Below are 17277 nucleotides of genomic sequence, written 5' to 3'. Positions count from 1 at the left end.
TCATGGCAGATTACCAGGGTAAAAAAGTCGTTATCATCGGGTTGGGCCTTACCGGCCTTTCCTGCGTGGACTTTTTCCTTGCGCGTGGCGTGACGCCGCGCGTGATGGATACGCGTGTCTCTCCGCCGGGTCTGGACAAGCTGCCGGAACAGGTTGAACGCCACCTTGGTGGTCTGAATGATGACTGGCTGCTGGCCGCCGATCTGATTGTCGCCAGCCCGGGGATGGCGCTGGCGCACCCTTCACTCAGCGCTGCGGCTGATGCGGGGGTGGAGATTGTCGGTGATATCGAGCTGTTCTGCCGTGAAGTGCAGGCGCCCGTTATTGCGATTACCGGTTCTAATGGTAAAAGCACCGTCACCACTCTGGTGGGCGAAATGGCGAAAGCCGCAGGCATGAACGTCGGCGTGGGCGGTAATATCGGTCTGCCCGCACTGATGCTGCTGGACAAAGGCTGCGAGCTGTATGTCCTTGAGCTTTCCAGCTTCCAGCTGGAAACCACCTCCAGCCTGCGCGCAGCTGCCGCGACGATCCTTAACGTGACCGAAGATCATATGGACAGGTATCCATTTGGTCTTCAGCAGTACCGCGCCGCCAAGCTGCGCGTGTATGAAAATGCCAAAGTCTGCGTGGTTAACGCCGATGATGCGCTGACCATGCCGGTGCGCGGCGCGGACGATCGCTGCATTAGCTTCGGTATCACCATGGGGGATTATCATCTGAACCGTCAGTTGGGTGAAACCTGGCTGCGCGTGAAAGGTGAGAAAGTGCTGAACGTGAAAGAGATGAAGCTCTCCGGCCAGCATAACTACACAAATGCTCTGGCAGCACTGGCGCTGGCGGATGCTGTTGGCCTGCCGCGCTCTTCCAGCCTGAAAGCGTTAACCACGTTTTCCGGTCTGGCGCACCGTTTCCAGCTGGCGCTGGAGCACAACGGCGTGCGCTGGATTAACGACTCCAAAGCCACCAACGTGGGAAGTACGGAGGCCGCGCTGAACGGTCTGCATGTTGACGGTACACTGCATCTGCTGTTGGGCGGTGACGGCAAATCCGCTGATTTCTCCTCCCTGAAGCCGTACCTTTCAGGCGATAACATCCGCCTGTACTGTTTCGGTCGTGACGGCAGCGAGCTGGCTGAATTACGCCCGGAGATTGCCGAGCAAACTGAAACGATGGAACAGGCGATGCGGCTGATCGCCCCGCGCGTGAAGCCGGGAGATATGGTGCTGCTCTCTCCAGCGTGCGCGAGCCTCGATCAGTTTAAGAATTTCGAACAGCGTGGCGATATCTTTACTCGCCTGGCGAAGGAGTTAGGCTGATGCGTTTATCTCTCCCTCGCCTGAAAATGCCGCGCCTGCCAGGATTTGGAATTCTGGTGTGGCTGTTTGCGGCACTGAAAGGCTGGGTGATGGCTTCGCGGGAAAAAGACTCCGATAGCCTGATTATGTACGACCGCACCCTGTTCTGGCTTACGCTGGGGCTGGCGGCGATCGGCTTTATCATGGTGACCTCGGCCTCGATGCCCGTCGGACAGCGTCTGGCTAACGATCCTTTCCTGTTCGCCAAGCGTGACGGGCTGTACATCATTCTGGCGTTCTGTCTGGCGCTGGTGACGCTTCGTCTGCCGATGGCGTTCTGGCAGCGGCACAGTACGGCGATGCTGATTGCGTCAATTATCATGCTGCTGATCGTACTGGTTGTCGGGAGCTCCGTTAACGGGGCATCGCGCTGGATTGCGTTTGGCCCGCTGCGTATTCAGCCGGCGGAATTCACCAAGCTTTCGCTGTTTTGCTACCTGGCGAACTACCTGGTGCGTAAGGTCGACGAAGTGCGTAATAACCTTCGCGGCTTCTTAAAACCGATGGGCGTGATTCTGGTGCTCGCGATCCTGCTGCTGGCGCAGCCTGACCTCGGTACCGTGGTGGTGCTGTTTGTCACGACGCTGGCGATGCTGTTCCTGGCAGGGGCCAAGCTGTGGCAGTTCATCGCCATCATCGGAATGGGGATTTCAGCGGTAGTGCTGCTGATCCTCGCCGAGCCTTACCGTATCCGCCGTGTGACCTCGTTCTGGAACCCATGGGAAGATCCGTTCGGCAGTGGTTATCAGCTGACGCAGTCGCTGATGGCGTTTGGTCGCGGTGAGGTTTGGGGGCAAGGGCTGGGTAACTCGGTCCAGAAACTGGAGTATTTACCGGAAGCGCACACTGACTTCATCTTCTCCATTATTGGGGAAGAACTGGGTTATATCGGTGTGGTATTGGCGCTATTAATGGTATTCTTCGTCGCTTTCCGCGCCATGTCGATTGGCCGAAAAGCGCTGGAGATCGATCACCGCTTCTCAGGTTTCTTAGCCTGTTCAATTGGGATCTGGTTTAGCTTCCAGGCACTGGTTAACGTCGGCGCCGCAGCGGGTATGCTGCCGACCAAAGGTCTGACGTTGCCGTTGATCAGTTATGGTGGTTCGAGCCTGTTGATCATGTCGACGGCCATTATGTTTTTGTTACGCATAGATTATGAGACGCGTCTGGAGAAAGCCCAGGCGTTTACACGAGGTTCACGATGAATCAACCGAAGCGGTTAATGGTGATGGCAGGCGGTACCGGCGGACATGTGTTCCCGGGGCTGGCGGTTGCGCACCATTTAATGGAGCAGGGCTGGCAGGTACGCTGGCTGGGAACCGCAGACCGCATGGAAGCCGACCTGGTACCGAAGCACGGTATTGAGATCGACTTTATTCGTATTTCCGGCCTTCGTGGCAAAGGTCTTAAGGCGCTGCTGCTGTCTCCGGTGCGTATTTTTAACGCCTGGCGTCAGGCACGCACCATCATGAAGCGTTTTAAGCCTGATGTGGTACTGGGCATGGGTGGCTACGTCTCTGGCCCAGGCGGGTTGGCTGCGTGGTCACTAGGTATTCCCGTCGTACTGCATGAGCAGAACGGTATTGCCGGTCTGACCAACAAGTGGCTGGCGAAAATCGCCACCAAAGTTATGCAGGCGTTTCCCGGTGCGTTCCCGAAAGCGGACGTGGTGGGTAACCCGGTGCGTGTGGATGTGCTGGCGCTGCCGCTGCCGGACACCCGCCTGACGGGGCGTGAAGGACCGGTACGCGTTCTGGTTGTGGGCGGCTCTCAAGGGGCACGCATTTTAAACCAGACGATGCCGCAGGTGGCTGCAAAGCTGGGTGATGCCGTGACCATCTGGCATCAAAGCGGGAAAGGCGCGCAACAGACCGTTGAGCAGGCTTACGCCGCTGAAGGCCAGCCGCAGCACAAAGTGACCGAATTTATTGACGATATGGCTGCAGCCTATGCCTGGGCCGATGTCGTGGTTTGCCGCTCTGGCGCACTGACGGTAAGCGAAATCGCTGCCGCCGGTTTGCCCGCGGTGTTTGTCCCGTTCCAGCACAAAGACCGACAGCAGTACTGGAACGCGCTGCCGCTTGAGAAAGCCGGTGCGGCGAAGATATTTGAACAGCCACAATTTACCGCCGACGCGGTCGCCACTACCCTGGCGGGCTGGAACAGAGATGCATTGCTGGAGATGGCACAACGCGCGCGCGCGGTGGCAATCCCGGATGCGACTGAACGGGTGGCAAAAGAAGTGAGCCTGGCAGCCCAGGCTTAACCCTCGCAGCGCGTGTTGCGCTGCACGAATTTTAAGTAGTCGATGGCGTTTAGAGAATGAATACACAACAACTGGCAAAACTGCGTTCAATCGTGCCCGAGATGCGTCGCGTCCGGCACATTCACTTTGTTGGCATCGGTGGTGCTGGCATGGGCGGTATTGCCGAAGTGTTAGCTAACGAAGGTTATCAGATCAGCGGGTCTGACCTGGCGCCAAACCCTGTTACGCAGCAACTGGCGTCGCTTGGGGCGACTATCTATTTCAACCATCGCCCTGAAAACGTGCGCGATGCAAGCGTGGTGGTGGTATCGAGCGCTATCTCCTCTGACAACCCGGAAATCGTTGCCGCGCATGAAGCGCGCATTCCGGTGATCCGCCGTGCTGAAATGTTGGCGGAACTGATGCGTTTTCGTCACGGCATCGCGATTGCCGGGACCCACGGTAAAACCACGACGACTGCGATGGTTTCCAGTATTTATGCCGAAGCGGGTCTCGACCCGACGTTCGTCAATGGCGGTCTGGTCAAAGCCGCAGGCGTGCACGCGCGTCTGGGTCACAGCCGTTACCTGATTGCGGAAGCAGATGAGAGCGATGCGTCGTTCCTGCATCTGCAGCCGATGGTGGCGATTGTCACCAATATCGAAGCCGACCATATGGATACCTACCAGGGCGACTTTGAGAATTTAAAGCAGACCTTTATCAACTTCCTGCACAACCTGCCGTTTTATGGCCGCGCGGTGATGTGTGTGGATGACCCGGTCATCCGCGAACTGCTGCCGCGTGTGGGGCGTCAAATCACCACTTATGGCTTCAGTGAGGATGCTGACGTTCGCGTGGAAGAGTACAAACAGGTTGGTGCGCAGGGGCATTTCACGCTGGCGCGTCAGGACAAAGAGCTGCTGCACGTTACGCTGAATGCGCCAGGGCGTCATAACGCCCTCAACGCCGCAGCGGCGGTGGCGGTGGCGACAGAAGAAGGCATCGATGATGAAGCGATCCTGCGCGCCCTGGAAAGCTTCCAGGGCACTGGACGTCGTTTCGATTTCCTCGGTGAATTCCCGCTGGAGGCAGTAAACGGTAAAGCCGGCACCGCTATGCTGGTGGATGACTACGGCCACCATCCAACCGAAGTGGACGCGACCATCAAAGCTGCACGCGCTGGCTGGCCTGAAAAAAATCTGGTCATGATCTTCCAGCCGCACCGCTATACGCGCACCCGCGATCTGTATGACGATTTCGCCAGCGTACTGTCGCAGGTGGATACGCTGCTGATGCTGGATGTTTATGCAGCGGGCGAAACTCCGATTCCGGGGGCTGACAGTCGTTCTTTGTGTCGCACGATTCGCGGACGCGGTAAAGTTGACCCTATTTTGGTTTCTGACCCGGTACAGGTGGCGGAAATTCTGGCACCGGTGCTGACCGGTAACGATCTGATTCTGATCCAGGGTGCGGGAAATATCGGCAAAATCGCCCGTACCTTAGCTGAAATCAAACTGAAGCCGCAAACTCAGGAGGATGAGCATCATGGCTGATAAGATTGCTGTCCTGTCTGGCGGCACGTCCGCCGAGCGCGAGGTTTCTCTGAATTCCGGCGCTGCCGTACTGGCGGGTCTGCGTGAAGGGGGCGTCAATGCGCACCTGGTCGATCCAAAAGAGGTCGACGTCACGCAGTTAAAAGCAATGGGCTTCGATAAAGTCTTTATCGCATTACATGGCCGTGGCGGAGAAGACGGAACCCTGCAGGGGCTTCTGGAGTTGATCGGCATGCCGTACACCGGCAGCGGCGTGATGGCGTCTGCCATCTCTATGGATAAACTGCGCAGTAAGTTACTGTGGCAGGGCGCGGGGCTACCGGTTGCACCGTGGGTGGCGCTGACGCGTCGCGAATTTGAATTGGGCCTGTCTGACAGCGTTAATACACGCATTGCGGCACTGGGCTTACCGGTTATTGTAAAGCCGAGCCGGGAAGGGTCGAGCGTAGGAATGTCAAAAGTCGATAAAGCTGAAGATTTAGCGTCGGCTTTAGCATTGGCATTTCAACACGATGAAGAAGTTCTGATTGAAAAATGGCTCAGCGGGCCGGAATTTACCGTCGCGATGCTTGGCGAAGAAATTTTACCGTCAATTCGCATCCAACCCGCCGGAGTCTTCTATGATTATGAGGCGAAGTATCTCTCTGATGAGACGCAATATTTCTGCCCTTGTGGTCTGGAAGCTGAGCGTGAAGCGGATTTACAGTCCCTGGTGCTTAAAGCCTGGAATATTCTCGGGTGTCGCGGCTGGGGACGCATTGATGTGATGCAGGACCGTGACGGGCAATTTTACCTGCTGGAAGCCAATACCTCTCCGGGAATGACCAGCCATAGCCTTGTGCCGATGGCTGCGCGTCAGGCAGGAATGAGCTTCTCTCAGTTAGTCGTACGTATTCTGGACCAGGCGGGCTGATATGTCTCAGGCTGCATTGAACACGCGCAACCGCGATGACGAAGAAGAATATGCTTCTTCACGCCGGAGTAATGGAACGCGTCTTGCAGGGATTATTTTCCTGCTCGGGGTGCTGTGCACCGTGTTTATCAGCGGCTGGATGGTGCTGGGCTGGATGGAAGATGCGCAGCGGTTGCCTCTGTCAAAGCTGGTGGTGACCGGCGAGCGTCACTACACGCGTAACGATGATATTCGCCAGTCAATTCTGGCGCTGGGATCGCCCGGCACCTTTATGACTCAGGACGTCAATATTATTCAGAGTCAGATTGAACGTCTGCCCTGGATAAAACAGGCGAGTGTCAGAAAGCAATGGCCTGATGAATTGAAGATTCATCTGGTTGAATATGTGCCCATTGCGCGTTGGAATGATCAGCACATGGTTGACGTAGACGGAAATTCCTTCAGCGTCCCATCCGATCGTGTCAACAAGCAAAATTTACCGATGTTGTATGGCCCCGAAGGTAGCGAAAACGAAGTCTTGCAGGGTTTTCGTGAAATGGGTCAGGTGCTGGCGAAGGACAGGTTTACGTTAAAAGATGCTGCAATGACGGCGCGCCGCTCCTGGCAGCTGACGTTGACGAACGGCATTAAGCTCAACCTGGGGCGCGGCGACACAATGAAACGTCTGGCGCGTTTTGTAGAACTTTACCCGGTTTTACAGCAGCAGGCGCAGACGGACGGCAAACGGATAAGCTACGTTGATTTGCGCTATGACTCAGGCGCAGCAGTCGGTTGGGAGCCGGCTCCGGTCGAGGAACCTAATCAGCAACAGAATCAGGCACAGGTACAGGCAGAACAACAATGATCAAGGCGACGGACAGAAAACTGGTAGTTGGACTGGAGATTGGCACCGCTAAGGTTGCCGCTTTAGTAGGGGAAGTTCTGCCCGACGGTATGGTCAATATCATTGGCGTGGGCAGTTGCCCGTCCCGTGGTATGGATAAAGGTGGGGTAAATGACCTTGAGTCGGTGGTGAAATGCGTGCAGCGCGCCATCGATCAGGCTGAATTAATGGCGGATTGCCAGATTTCTTCTGTCTATCTGGCCCTTTCTGGCAAGCACATCAGCTGCCAGAACGAAATCGGTATGGTGCCGATTTCCGAAGAAGAAGTGACGCAGGAAGACGTTGAAAACGTGGTGCATACGGCGAAGTCCGTGCGCGTGCGCGATGAACATCGTGTACTGCACGTGATCCCGCAGGAATATGCGATCGACTATCAGGAAGGGATCAAAAACCCGGTCGGTCTGTCTGGCGTGCGTATGCAGGCAAAAGTGCACCTGATCACATGTCACAACGATATGGCGAAGAACATTGTAAAAGCCGTTGAACGTTGTGGCCTGAAAGTTGACCAACTTATTTTCGCCGGTCTGGCGGCAAGTTATTCCGTGTTGACCGAAGACGAACGTGAACTCGGTGTCTGTGTGGTCGATATTGGTGGTGGTACAATGGACATGGCTGTCTATACAGGCGGTGCGCTGCGCCACACCAAAGTGATCCCTTATGCCGGGAACGTTGTGACCAGCGATATCGCATACGCTTTTGGTACGCCACCGAGCGATGCAGAAGCGATTAAAGTGCGCCACGGCTGTGCGCTGGGTTCAATTGTTGGCAAAGATGAGAGCGTTGAAGTGCCGAGCGTGGGCGGTCGTCCGCCGCGCAGCCTGCAACGTCAGACGCTGGCAGAGGTGATTGAGCCGCGTTATACCGAGCTGCTCAACCTGGTCAACGAAGAGATTTTACAGTTACAGGAACAGCTTCGTCAGCAAGGTGTGAAACATCATCTCGCGGCGGGGATTGTATTAACCGGCGGGGCAGCGCAAATTGAAGGTCTTGCGGCCTGCGCTCAGCGCGTGTTCCATACGCAGGTGCGTATTGGTGCGCCGCTGAATATTACCGGTTTAACGGATTATGCTCAGGAGCCGTACTATTCGACGGCTGTGGGCCTGCTCCACTACGGGAAGGAATCTCATCTCAGTGGTGAAGCAGAAGTGGAAAAACGCGTTTCAGTGGGGTCGTGGGTCAAACGACTGAACAACTGGCTGCGAAAAGAGTTTTAATTTTTTTAAGAGACCGGAGAGAATTAGCGGTCTCGGGCGACAGGCACAACGGAGAGAGAAATTATGTTTGAACCTATGGAACTGACCAACGACGCGGTGATTAAAGTCATCGGCGTCGGTGGCGGCGGCGGTAACGCCGTAGAGCATATGGTGCGTGAACGCATTGAAGGTGTTGAATTCTTTGCAGTTAACACCGATGCGCAGGCACTGCGTAAAACAGCAGTTGGCCAGACTATCCAGATCGGCGGTGGCATCACCAAAGGGCTGGGCGCTGGGGCAAACCCGGAAGTCGGTCGCAACGCGGCTGAAGAAGATCGTGAAGCCCTGCGTGCTGCACTGGAAGGTGCGGACATGGTCTTCATCGCAGCAGGTATGGGCGGCGGTACGGGTACCGGTGCAGCACCTGTTGTCGCAGAAGTCGCTAAAGATTTAGGTATCCTGACCGTTGCTGTCGTGACCAAGCCTTTCAACTTTGAAGGCAAGAAGCGTATGGCTTTCGCGGAGCAGGGTATCACCGAACTGTCCAAGCATGTGGACTCACTGATCACCATCCCGAACGACAAACTGTTGAAAGTTCTGGGTCGCGGTATCTCCCTGCTGGACGCTTTTGGCGCGGCAAACGACGTGCTGAAAGGCGCGGTTCAGGGTATCGCCGAACTGATTACCCGTCCTGGCCTGATGAACGTTGACTTTGCAGACGTTCGTACCGTGATGTCCGAAATGGGCTACGCGATGATGGGCTCTGGCGTGGCAAGCGGTGAAGACCGTGCAGAAGAAGCGGCTGAAATGGCTATCTCTTCTCCACTGCTGGAAGATATCGACCTGTCTGGTGCGCGCGGCGTGCTGGTCAACATTACCGCTGGCTTTGACCTGCGTCTGGATGAGTTCGAAACCGTGGGTAACACTATCCGTGCGTTCGCCTCTGACAATGCCACCGTGGTAATTGGTACGTCTCTCGACCCGGAAATGAACGACGAGCTGCGTGTAACTGTTGTTGCCACCGGTATCGGTATGGACAAGCGTCCTGAGATCACCCTGGTGACCAACAAACAGACTCAGCAACCGGTAATGGATCGTTACCAGCAGCACGGTATGTCTCCTCTGACTCAAGAGCAGAAACCGGCCGCGAAAGTGGTGAACGACCCAACGCCGCAAACGGCGAAAGAGCCAGATTATCTGGATATCCCGGCGTTCCTGCGTAAGCAAGCTGACTAAGAATTGGCTGGAATTTGGGGATTTGCGCTCTTTGTGCTAAACTGGCCCACCGTTAGTGATATACACTTTCGGTTGGATAGTTAATTTGGCGAGATTATACGATGATCAAACAAAGGACACTTAAACGTATCGTTCAGGCGACGGGTGTCGGTTTACATACCGGCAAGAAAGTCACACTGACGTTACGCCCTGCGCCGGCCAATACCGGGGTCATCTATCGTCGCACCGACTTGAATCCACCGGTAGATTTTCCGGCCGATGCCAAATCTGTGCGTGATACTATGCTCTGTACTTGTCTGGTGAACGAGCATGACGTGCGGATTTCTACCGTAGAGCACTTGAACGCCGCCCTGGCGGGTCTGGGTATCGACAACATTCTGGTTGAAGTCGATGCGCCAGAAATCCCGATTATGGATGGCAGTGCTGCTCCGTTCGTTTATCTGTTGCTGGATGCCGGCATCGAAGAACTGAACTGCGCGAAGAAATTTGTTCGCATCAAAGAGACCGTTCGTGTCGAAGATGGCGACAAGTGGGCTGAATTCAAACCGTACAATGGTTTCTCGTTGGACTTTACCATCGACTTTAACCATCCGGCGATTGATGCCAGCACCCAACGCTATGCGATGAACTTCTCTGCTGATGCGTTTATGCGCCAGATTAGCCGCGCACGTACGTTTGGCTTCATGCGTGATATCGAATATCTGCAGTCCCGCGGCTTATGCCTGGGCGGCAGCTTCGATTGTGCCATCGTTGTTGACGATTATCGCGTACTGAACGAAGACGGCCTGCGTTTTGAAGACGAATTCGTGCGTCACAAAATGCTGGATGCGATCGGCGACCTGTTTATGTGTGGTCATAACATCATTGGTGCATTCACCGCGTTTAAATCCGGTCATGCACTGAACAACAAACTGTTGCAGGCAGTCCTGGCAAAACAGGAAGCCTGGGAATATGTGACCTTTGAAGACGAAGCGGAACTGCCGCTGGCCTTCAAAGCACCAAGCACGGTTCTGGCTTAACGGTTCACACCGTTTCGTAAAAAATCGACTGGTTAACCTGGTACTCTCTCCGACCAGGAAGACCAGTCGTTTTTATTTTTACCCGTCTTCGTTTGCCTCAGCATTCTCTCTTGTTTGTCTTGCGCAGAAAATGTGTGCGTTAGCTGCATTCTTGACCGTTTTTCCCTGCAACGATGCCTCATTCCTGCTGTTGTGTAGCGGCATTAGTGGTAATATCTGGGCGCTTAAAAAAAATAACTGAATTTAGCCTGTAACTGGCGGGCTTATGTGGTGGAGCAAGTGAGCGGAATACTGACGCGCTGGCGACAATTTGGCAGACGATACTTCTGGCCGCATCTCTTATTGGGGATGGTCGCGGCGAGTCTCGGCTTGCCTGCGCTCAGCAACAGTGCCGAAGCGGCGACGCCAGCGAAAACCTCCACAACCAAACACGATCTCAACACGCGGGTTAACTTTACTAACCTCGCGTGGCTTGAAGCCAGTCGTCGCCCGAATTTCTCCGTTGATTACTGGCACCAGCACGCTATCCGCACGGTCATTCGTCATCTGTCATTTGCGATGGCGCCGCAGACAATGCCTGTTGCCGAAGAGACGTTGCCGGTACAGGCACAGCACCTTGCCCTGCTGGATACGCTCAACGCGTTGCTCACGCAGGACGGCCAGCCGCCGGTTATGGTTCGCCAGACGGCGCAAACTGTGCTCACTCCGTCAGTCTCATTCTCTGTATCAACCTGGATTAGCCAGGCCCACGGCATCCGCGCCGGGCCGCAACGCCTCAGCTAAATTAACTTTTTCAATACCTTAATTTATCTGCCCACGATGGGGCGTTTGAGAATTTATTATGCTAATCAAATTATTAACTAAAGTTTTTGGTAGTCGTAACGATCGTACACTGCGCCGTATGCGCAAAGCTGTCGCTGTCATCAACGGTATGGAACCGGCGATGGAGAAGCTCTCCGATGACGAGCTGAAAGCAAAAACCGTGGAATTCCGCGCGCGTCTGGAAAAAGGGGAAACCTTAGAAAGCCTGATCCCGGAAGCCTTCGCCGTAGTGCGTGAAGCGAGTAAACGTGTGTTTGGCATGCGTCACTTCGACGTTCAGCTGCTGGGTGGTATGGTGCTTAACGAGCGCTGCATCGCGGAAATGCGTACTGGTGAAGGTAAAACCCTGACCGCAACGCTGCCGGCTTACCTGAACGCGCTGACCGGTAAAGGCGTTCACGTGGTTACCGTCAACGACTATCTGGCCCAGCGTGACGCCGAAAACAACCGTCCACTGTTCGAATTCCTCGGCATGACGGTCGGCATCAACATGTCCGGCCTGCCTGCGCCAGCCAAGCGTGAAGCGTATAACGCGGACATCACCTACGGCACCAACAACGAATACGGCTTCGACTACCTGCGTGACAACATGGCCTTCAGCCCTGAAGAGCGCGTCCAGCGTAAACTGCACTACGCGCTGGTGGATGAGGTGGACTCCATCCTGATCGATGAAGCGCGTACCCCGCTGATCATCTCCGGCCCTGCCGAAGACAGCTCTGAGATGTACCGCAAAGTCGACAAAATCATTCCGCACCTGCTGCGTCAGGAGAAAGAAGACTCCGACACCTTCCAGGGTGAAGGTCACTTCTCCGTTGATGAAAAAGCGCGCCAGGTGAACCTGACCGAGCGCGGTCTGGTGAAAATTGAAGAGCTGCTGGTCGCTGAAGGCATTATGGAAGAGGGGGAGTCCCTGTACTCTCCGAGCAACATCATGCTGATGCACCACGTAACGGCTGCACTGCGCGCCCACGCGCTGTTCACCCGTGACGTCGACTACATTGTGAAAGACGGCGAAGTCATCATCGTCGATGAACACACCGGCCGTACCATGCAGGGACGTCGCTGGTCTGACGGTCTGCACCAGGCTGTGGAAGCCAAAGAAGGTGTGGATATTCAGAATGAAAACCAGACCCTGGCGTCCATCACCTTCCAGAACTACTTCCGTCTGTACGAGAAGCTGGCGGGCATGACCGGTACTGCTGATACCGAAGCGTTTGAATTCAGCTCCATCTACAAGCTGGATACCGTTGTCGTTCCAACCAACCGTCCAATGATCCGTAAGGATATGCCGGACCTGGTGTACATGACCGAAGCGGAAAAAATTCAGGCAATCATCGAAGATATTCGCGACCGTACTGCCAATGGGCAGCCGGTTCTGGTGGGGACCATCTCCATCGAGAAATCCGAAGTGGTTTCCAATGAGCTGACGAAAGCAGGCATTAAACACAACGTTCTGAACGCCAAGTTCCATGCTAAAGAAGCGGATATCGTTGCTCAGGCGGGTTATCCGGCTGCCGTGACCATCGCTACCAACATGGCGGGTCGTGGTACCGATATTATGCTGGGCGGTAGCTGGCAGGCTGAGGTTGCTGAGCTGGAAAACCCAACGCCAGAACAGATTGCACAAATCAAAGCCGACTGGCAGGTACGTCACGACGCGGTTCTGGCTTCCGGTGGTTTGCACATTATTGGTACCGAGCGTCACGAATCTCGTCGTATCGACAACCAGCTGCGTGGCCGTGCGGGCCGTCAAGGGGATGCCGGTTCTTCTCGCTTCTACCTGTCTATGGAAGATGCGCTGATGCGTATTTTCGCCTCCGACCGCGTGTCCGGCATGATGCGTAAACTGGGCATGAAACCAGGCGAAGCCATCGAGCACCCGTGGGTCACTAAAGCGATTGCCAACGCGCAGCGTAAAGTGGAAAGCCGCAACTTTGATATTCGTAAGCAGCTGCTGGAGTATGATGACGTTGCGAACGATCAGCGTCGTGCGATCTACACCCAGCGTAACGAACTGCTGGACGTGTCCGACGTGAGCGAAACCATCAACAGCATTCGCGAAGATGTGTTCAAAGCGACCATTGACGGGCATATTCCGCCGCAGTCTCTGGAAGAGATGTGGGATATCGAAGGCCTGCAGGAACGTCTGAAGAACGACTTTGACCTCGATCTGCCTATCAAAGAGTGGCTGGACAAAGAGCCTGAGCTGCACGAAGAGACGCTGCGCGAACGTATCTTTGAAACCGCGCTGGACGTTTATAAGCGTAAGGAAGAAGTGGTTGGCGCTGAGATGATGCGTCACTTCGAAAAAGGTGTGATGCTGCAGACGCTGGACTCCCTGTGGAAAGAGCACCTGGCGGCAATGGACTACCTGCGTCAGGGTATTCACCTGCGTGGCTATGCGCAGAAAGATCCGAAGCAGGAGTACAAGCGTGAATCCTTCTCCATGTTTGCGTCTATGCTGGAGTCGCTGAAGTATGAAGTGATCAGCACCCTGAGCAAAGTTCAGGTACGTATGCCGGAAGAAGTGGAAGCGATGGAACAACAGCGTCGTGAAGAAGCTGAGCGTCTGGCGCAGATGCAACAGCTGAGCCACCAGACTGACGAGAGCGAAGCTGCAGCGGCGATCGCCGCGCAGACTGGCGATCGTAAAGTGGGTCGTAACGATCCGTGCCCGTGTGGTTCCGGTAAAAAATATAAGGCCTGCCACGGCCGTCTGAGCTAAGTTCATAAGACAATGAAAAGGCGCAGATATCTGCGCCTTTTTTATGGAAGTGACAATATGAAAATACTGCAAATTGCCGTCGGGATTATTCGCAACCCGCAAAACCAGATCTTCATTACCCAGCGCGCTGCCGATGCCCATATGGCGAACAAATGGGAGTTTCCCGGTGGAAAAATCGAATCAGGGGAGACGCCGGAAGAGGCGCTGGTGCGTGAGCTTCAGGAAGAAGTAGGGATTACGCCAGTTGGCGCAACGCTGTTCGATAAGCTCGAATACCAGTTTCCGGACAGGCACATCACGCTTTGGTTCTGGCTGGTCGAAAACTGGGAAGGCGATCCCTGGGGAAAAGAGGGGCAACCCGGTAACTGGGTGGAGCTTCAGGCCAGTGATGCCGATAAATTCCCACCGGCAAATGCGCCCGTCATATCCCGACTGACGGACGACCTGTAGGCCTGCTAAGCGAAGCGCCAGCAGACTATAAAGCTATTGCTGCTCTTCACTCCAGTCATCGCTGTCCGAGAGATCGCCTTTGCTCGGAATGCGTTTCTCTTCCGCCGCCCATTCTCCAAGGTCAATTAACTGACAGCGCTTGCAGCAGAATGGACGGAACGGACTCATTTCGCCCCATACAACGGTTTTACCGCAGGTGGGGCAGTTTACGGTGGTCACTTCAGACATCGGCACTCCTTAACAACAGGCCAGTTCAAAATCGAGGCGTTCCGGCACGGTGCCATTCTCGCTGTCCAGAGGCATAAAGCGGATCGCAAAACGACTCTTATGCCCGGAAATCTGTGGGTAAAGCTGCTCGCCGAGCGATAAATTCAGACGCAGAAGATCGGCATCATCGCCGTTATCCTGATAGAAACCGTTCAGGCTGGTTTGCTTGCGGAACGGCGCTGAGTTACGGATGAGGTCGAGAATTAGCGACAGCGTCTGGTGCATGGGGGCGAGACTTTCCAGCCAGCTGTTCACCTGCGCATCACGCTGTGCTTGCGGCATATGCAGCCACATATGCAGCGTTGGCAGGTCGAAACTACAGCAGCCACCAGGAATACTCAGGCGCTGGCGCACCAGGCCGATCAGGCGATCTTCTCGCAAAAATTGCCCGACACGAGGTGCGGCCATCAGCGTACTGCTGCTGTTTTTAAGCTGCTGACGAAGTGAATCAATGCGGCTCTGATCCACGCCCGGCACTTCGGCCCAGGCCTGTAATTTACGCTGCTGGCGCTCCAGTTCTTTCAGAAGCTCTGTGCGGACGTCGCCCCGCTCAATGACATCCAGCAGATCCCCCACGTTGCGGAAGAAGTGCAACGCAGTGGCATGATCGCTGACGGGCAAATGTTGTGAAAGTTGTTGAATCAGAAATTCGATACGCAGCCAGGTACGCATTTTTTCGTTGAGCGGATGCTCAAAAAGGATGTGGGTCGACATTATGGTTTTTCCTGTGCAACGGCCTGCGCGGCGAACGTCAAATACTGCGCATGCAGGCGGGCAACATCCGATGCAATGGCATCTGGTGCGCCGTTATTATCAATAACATCATCCGCAACGGCAAGGCGCTGAGCGCGCGTGGCCTGAGCGGCAAGAATTTGTTCAGCCTGTTCGCGCGAGACACGATCGCGCGTCACGGTGCGCTGGATTTGCGTTTCAGGCGAGACATCAATGACCAGCACCCGATCGGCTTTATTGTGCAGCTGATTCTCTACCAGCAGCGGAACCACCCACAGAACATACGGCGAGCGGGCTGCGGCAATTTGACGCTGAGTTTCCTGGTGGATAATGGGGTGGAGCAGGGCATTAAGCCAGAGTTTTTCCGCAGAATCGGAAAATATGCATTCGCGTAGCTTGCGGCGATTTAGCGTGCCATCTGCATTGATAATTGCCGGACCAAAATGGTTTTCGATGGCTTTTAGCGCGGGTGTATTGGGCTCTACCACCTGACGGGCAATGATATCGGCATCAATAATCATGATACCCAGACGAGAAAATGCGTCCGCAACGGTACTTTTGCCACTACCGATGCCGCCGGTTAATGCGACGATATACCCCATTAAATCAAATCCTGGGAATTATTCATTATTAAAATCAGTTGGTTAAATTTCAAACGTGCGTCAGCCACTGTTTAGCCCTGTTTACCGGCTTTTTACCAGGTAAATTTATAGGATTGTAGCGTAAAAAAAGAGAATTTCGCAGTCTTGCGGAGCAGGTATTAGTGCGTATGATAGCGTCACTGGAGTTGTGCTTTTAACATATTTGCCTCTAACCCCAGGAATCCGCACATGCGTATCGAAGAAGATCTGAAGTTAGGTTTCAAAGACGTTCTTATCCGCCCTAAACGCTCTACACTGAAAAGTCGCTCAGACGTTGAACTCGAACGTCAATTCACCTTTAAACATTCCGGTCAGACCTGGTCTGGCGTGCCGATTATCGCCGCCAATATGGATACGGTGGGCACCTTCGGGATGGCAACCGCCCTGGCGCAGTTCGATATTCTCACCGCAGTGCACAAACACTACAGCCCGGAAGAGTGGAATGCGTTTGTTGCATCCGCCTCTGCGGATGTGGTGAAGCATGTGATGGTCTCCACCGGCACCTCTGATGCCGATTTCGAGAAGACCAAACAGATCCTGAATGCGAACCCGGCGCTCAATTTTGTGTGTATTGATGTGGCGAACGGTTACTCCGAGCATTTCGTGCAGTTCGTCAGCAAGGCGCGTGAGGCCTGGCCAACGAAAACCATCATCGCGGGCAACGTGGTGACCGGTGAAATGTGTGAGGAGCTGATCCTCTCCGGTGCCGACATCGTGAAAGTGGGCATTGGCCCGGGCTCCGTATGCACCACGCGCGTCAAAACCGGCGTTGGGTATCCGCAGCTGTCCGCCGTTATCGAATGTGCCGATGCGGCGCATGGCCTGGGCGGCCAGATCATCAGTGACGGCGGTTGCACCATGCCGGGCGATGTGGCGAAGGCGTTTGGCGGCGGCGCAGACTTCGTGATGCTCGGCGGTATGTTGGCCGGTCATGAAGAGAGCGGCGGCACCGTGGTGGAAGAAAACGGTGAGAAATTCATGCTGTTCTACGGTATGAGCTCTGAGTCTGCAATGACCCGTCACGTTGGTGGTGTGGCAAAATACCGTGCGGCAGAAGGCAAAACCGTGAAGCTGCCTCTGCGTGGCCCGGTTGAAAACACCGCGCGCGACATCCTGGGCGGCCTGCGCTCAGCCTGTACCTACGTGGGTGCCTCCCGTCTGAAAGAGCTGACGAAACGTACGACGTTTATTCGCGTTCAGGAGCAGGAAAACCGCGTTTTCAATAGCCTGTAATGGCTTT

At 55.0% G+C, this 17277-nt stretch carries 16 protein-coding genes; 13 read left to right on the top strand and 3 right to left on the bottom strand.

Translation table 11 applies throughout. The features are described 5' to 3' along the window. Positions 1-2 precede the first annotated feature (2 nt). From murD to mutT, 12 genes are all read left to right on the top strand, one after another. A complete protein-coding gene (gene murD, locus ACOTY9_RS15155) occupies positions 3-1319 on the top strand; it encodes a UDP-N-acetylmuramoyl-L-alanine--D-glutamate ligase (protein WP_023332082.1) in 1317 nt (438 codons plus the stop codon). Further along, positions 1319-2563: a cell division protein FtsW gene (gene ftsW / locus ACOTY9_RS15150; protein WP_014882543.1), complete on the top strand. Its 1245-nt coding sequence runs from the start codon at positions 1319-1321 to the stop codon at positions 2561-2563. Before murD ends, ftsW begins: the two co-directional genes overlap by 1 nt. Then, the gene (gene murG / locus ACOTY9_RS15145) at positions 2560-3624 is read left to right on the top strand and encodes an undecaprenyldiphospho-muramoylpentapeptide beta-N-acetylglucosaminyltransferase (RefSeq protein WP_014882544.1); all 1065 of its coding nucleotides are present in this window, start codon (positions 2560-2562) and stop codon (positions 3622-3624) included. The genes ftsW and murG overlap by 4 nt, the downstream gene beginning before the upstream one ends. Before the next feature lie 56 nt (positions 3625-3680). Next, positions 3681-5156, top strand: coding sequence for a UDP-N-acetylmuramate--L-alanine ligase (gene murC, locus ACOTY9_RS15140; protein WP_014882545.1), 1476 nt, complete (start codon positions 3681-3683; stop codon positions 5154-5156). Further along, positions 5149-6069 carry a D-alanine--D-alanine ligase gene (locus tag ACOTY9_RS15135; protein ID WP_045134573.1) on the top strand — a complete coding sequence of 307 codons (921 nt, stop codon included), beginning with the start codon at positions 5149-5151 and terminating at the stop codon, positions 6067-6069. Before murC ends, ACOTY9_RS15135 begins: the two co-directional genes overlap by 8 nt. Before the next feature lies 1 nt (position 6070). Then, positions 6071-6913, top strand: coding sequence for a cell division protein FtsQ (gene ftsQ, locus ACOTY9_RS15130; RefSeq protein WP_014882547.1), 843 nt, complete (start codon positions 6071-6073; stop codon positions 6911-6913). Next, complete coding sequence (gene ftsA, locus ACOTY9_RS15125; protein WP_006173845.1) at positions 6910-8166, top strand: cell division protein FtsA; 1257 nt, start codon at positions 6910-6912, stop codon at positions 8164-8166. The genes ftsQ and ftsA overlap by 4 nt, the downstream gene beginning before the upstream one ends. Before the next feature lie 63 nt (positions 8167-8229). Further along, a complete protein-coding gene (gene ftsZ / locus ACOTY9_RS15120) occupies positions 8230-9381 on the top strand; it encodes a cell division protein FtsZ (RefSeq protein WP_008501978.1) in 1152 nt (383 codons plus the stop codon). 101 nt (positions 9382-9482) lie between these two features. Next, positions 9483-10400: a UDP-3-O-acyl-N-acetylglucosamine deacetylase gene (gene lpxC, locus ACOTY9_RS15115; RefSeq protein ID WP_348565778.1), complete on the top strand. Its 918-nt coding sequence runs from the start codon at positions 9483-9485 to the stop codon at positions 10398-10400. Between the two features lie 279 nt (positions 10401-10679). Next, positions 10680-11183, top strand: coding sequence for a secA translation cis-regulator SecM (gene secM / locus ACOTY9_RS15110; protein WP_014882549.1), 504 nt, complete (start codon positions 10680-10682; stop codon positions 11181-11183). Positions 11184-11241: 58 nt separating this feature from the next. After that, the gene (gene secA, locus ACOTY9_RS15105) at positions 11242-13947 is read left to right on the top strand and encodes a preprotein translocase subunit SecA (RefSeq protein WP_014882550.1); all 2706 of its coding nucleotides are present in this window, start codon (positions 11242-11244) and stop codon (positions 13945-13947) included. Between the two features lie 57 nt (positions 13948-14004). Continuing rightward, a complete protein-coding gene (gene mutT / locus ACOTY9_RS15100; RefSeq protein WP_014882551.1) occupies positions 14005-14397 on the top strand; it encodes an 8-oxo-dGTP diphosphatase MutT in 393 nt (130 codons plus the stop codon). Positions 14398-14430: 33 nt separating this feature from the next. On the opposite strand, the gene yacG is transcribed toward mutT, so the two are convergent. Genes yacG through coaE form a run of 3 tightly spaced genes read right to left on the bottom strand, consistent with a single transcriptional unit; the run spans position 14431 to position 15998 of the window. Then, positions 14431-14625: a DNA gyrase inhibitor YacG gene (gene yacG / locus ACOTY9_RS15095; RefSeq protein ID WP_014882552.1), complete on the bottom strand. Its 195-nt coding sequence runs from the start codon at positions 14623-14625 to the stop codon at positions 14431-14433. A gap of 9 nt (positions 14626-14634) precedes the next feature. Beyond that, positions 14635-15378, bottom strand: a complete 744-nt coding sequence (gene zapD, locus ACOTY9_RS15090; protein ID WP_014882553.1) for a cell division protein ZapD — start codon at positions 15376-15378, stop codon at positions 14635-14637. Next, a complete protein-coding gene (gene coaE, locus ACOTY9_RS15085) occupies positions 15378-15998 on the bottom strand; it encodes a dephospho-CoA kinase (protein WP_348565777.1) in 621 nt (206 codons plus the stop codon). Before coaE ends, zapD begins: the two co-directional genes overlap by 1 nt. Before the next feature lie 228 nt (positions 15999-16226). Between coaE and ACOTY9_RS15080 the strand changes: the two genes are divergently transcribed. Beyond that, complete coding sequence (locus tag ACOTY9_RS15080) at positions 16227-17270, top strand: GMP reductase (RefSeq protein WP_014882555.1); 1044 nt, start codon at positions 16227-16229, stop codon at positions 17268-17270. Positions 17271-17277 lie beyond the last annotated feature (7 nt).

This window comes from Enterobacter cloacae complex sp. SHL012 (genome assembly GCF_049237505.1).
In the GTDB taxonomy this organism is placed as follows: domain Bacteria; phylum Pseudomonadota; class Gammaproteobacteria; order Enterobacterales; family Enterobacteriaceae; genus Enterobacter; species Enterobacter kobei.
This window is presented reverse-complemented; position numbering and strand designations above follow the sequence as displayed.